This is a genomic window from Streptomyces viridochromogenes (assembly GCF_001270495.1).
GTDB classification, from domain to species: Bacteria; Actinomycetota; Actinomycetes; order Streptomycetales; family Streptomycetaceae; genus Streptomyces; species Streptomyces viridochromogenes_A.
This window is the reverse complement of record NZ_LGUR01000273.1, coordinates 1-1,567: the sequence shown is the minus strand read 5'-3', so window position 1 is coordinate 1,567 and position 1,567 is coordinate 1. Positions and strand designations below refer to the sequence as shown.

Here is a 1,567-nt window from a genome sequence, read left to right as displayed (position 1 = left end):
GGGTGACGGGGCCGGCCGGGGTGACGGGGCCGGCCGGGGTGACGGGGCCGGCCGGGGTGACGGGGCCGGCCGGGGTGACGGGGTCGGCCGGGGTGGTGCTTGCGCCCGAACCAGCGCTCTCGATGTCCTTCCCCTTGCCCGTCACCAGCAGCGCCCATGTCTGCGCCCCCGGCAGCCCGTCCGCGTCCTGGCCCCGCCAGCCCTGCGCCTCCTGGAAGGCCCGCGTGGCTTTGCGGTCCGCGTCCGTCCAGCGCGGGCCCGGGCCGGAGGTGTAGAACCGGCCGGCACCGCGCTCGACGAGCATGCGGCCCAGCCGGGTGACGTACTTGTTGTTGGCTCCGGGCCCGAAATACGCCCGTCCCGGATACGCCGTGCCACTGTCCGAGCCTTCCGGTTCGGCGGGGCCCGGTTTCCCGGCACCAGGCGTGCCGGTTTCAGTCTTCCCGTTCTCCGGCTTCTCCGTGGCCGGCTTCTCTGCGCCTGGCTTCTTCGTGTCCGGTTTCGTACCCGCGGCGCCGCCCGAGAGCCCCTTGTAGCGGTAGGCGAGATACCGGTCGGAGTGGCTCCAGTAGGCGTACGGGGTGGCCTGTCGGCGGGCGTGCGGGGGTGCCGACTCGTAGGCGACGTAGTAGGTGTGCGTATGGTCGGTCCAGCCGCCGAAAACGACGACGTGCGAGCCTTTCTGCGGGTCCGCCGGATTATGGAACAGCAGAATGTCGCCGGGTTGCAGATCCGCTTTGGCGATGCGTACTCCGTACTGGCCCAGGCTCCCCGTCCATTCGTTTCCGGGCAGGTTCCAGGCCATCGAGACGAAGCCCGAGCAGTCCTGCCGGTATCCGTCCGACCAGTACCTGTACATGCTGTACGGCACCTTCGCGGCGACCCATTTCTTGGCCCGTTTGATGATCTCCGCGCGCGTGGTCGCGGGCGGCTTGACCGGGCCGGACAGCTGGTTCGGCCGCCCGCCCGGGCCGTGCAGCGGGGCCTTGCCGCCTTGGGGTGTGCTGGGCTCGTCACCTGCGGGAACGCTTGGCCGGTCGGGGGCGTGGGGGGCGGCGAGGGCCGGGGCCGTGTGGCCGACGGCGAGGGTCGCGGAGGCGGCTGCGGCGAGGATCAGCGCCCGGTGGGCGGCCGGGTGGCGGCCGGTCTCGGAATGCGGCAGGACGCGTCTCCAGTGAACGCATCCCGGGCAGTCGCAGTCACTCGCCGGATCGAATTCCTCGAATACCGGAGTCCGAGTCTCCATGCGATTCCCCTCACACTCCAGCTGGAAATGTCCGCGACTGTGCACGTCGTCAGTTTCTCAACTGTCTTCCGGACGCGCATGTTGACGGTCCGAATGGTTTACGGCACCCCCGGCCCCCTCCGCCACCCCCGGCCGGTGGTCCGGAGCACCGCCGCAGGTCATGTAGAGTTAACGCCGTCAGCAGGCGCCGCTAGCTCAGTTGGTTAGAGCAGCTGACTCTTAATCAGCGGGTCCGGGGTTCGAGTCCCTGGCGGCGCACGACACGAAGGCCCCTCGCAACCGCGGGGGGCCTTCGCTTTTGACGCAGGCCCTCCCCGGCGC

The 1,567-nt window shown here is 70.4% G+C and carries 1 protein-coding gene and 1 tRNA gene; one reads left to right on the top strand and one right to left on the bottom strand.

Features of this window, described 5'->3' with window-relative positions:
* The coding region (locus ADK36_RS45150; RefSeq protein WP_107086970.1) for a peptidoglycan-binding protein at positions 1 to 1,246 on the bottom strand (1,246 nt) is incomplete at its 3' end.
* A gap of 184 nt (positions 1,247 to 1,430) precedes the next feature.
* On the opposite strand from ADK36_RS45150, the gene ADK36_RS45145 reads away from it, so the two are divergent.
* Positions 1,431 to 1,504, top strand: a tRNA-Lys gene (locus ADK36_RS45145).
* Positions 1,505 to 1,567: the final 63 nt, after the last annotated feature.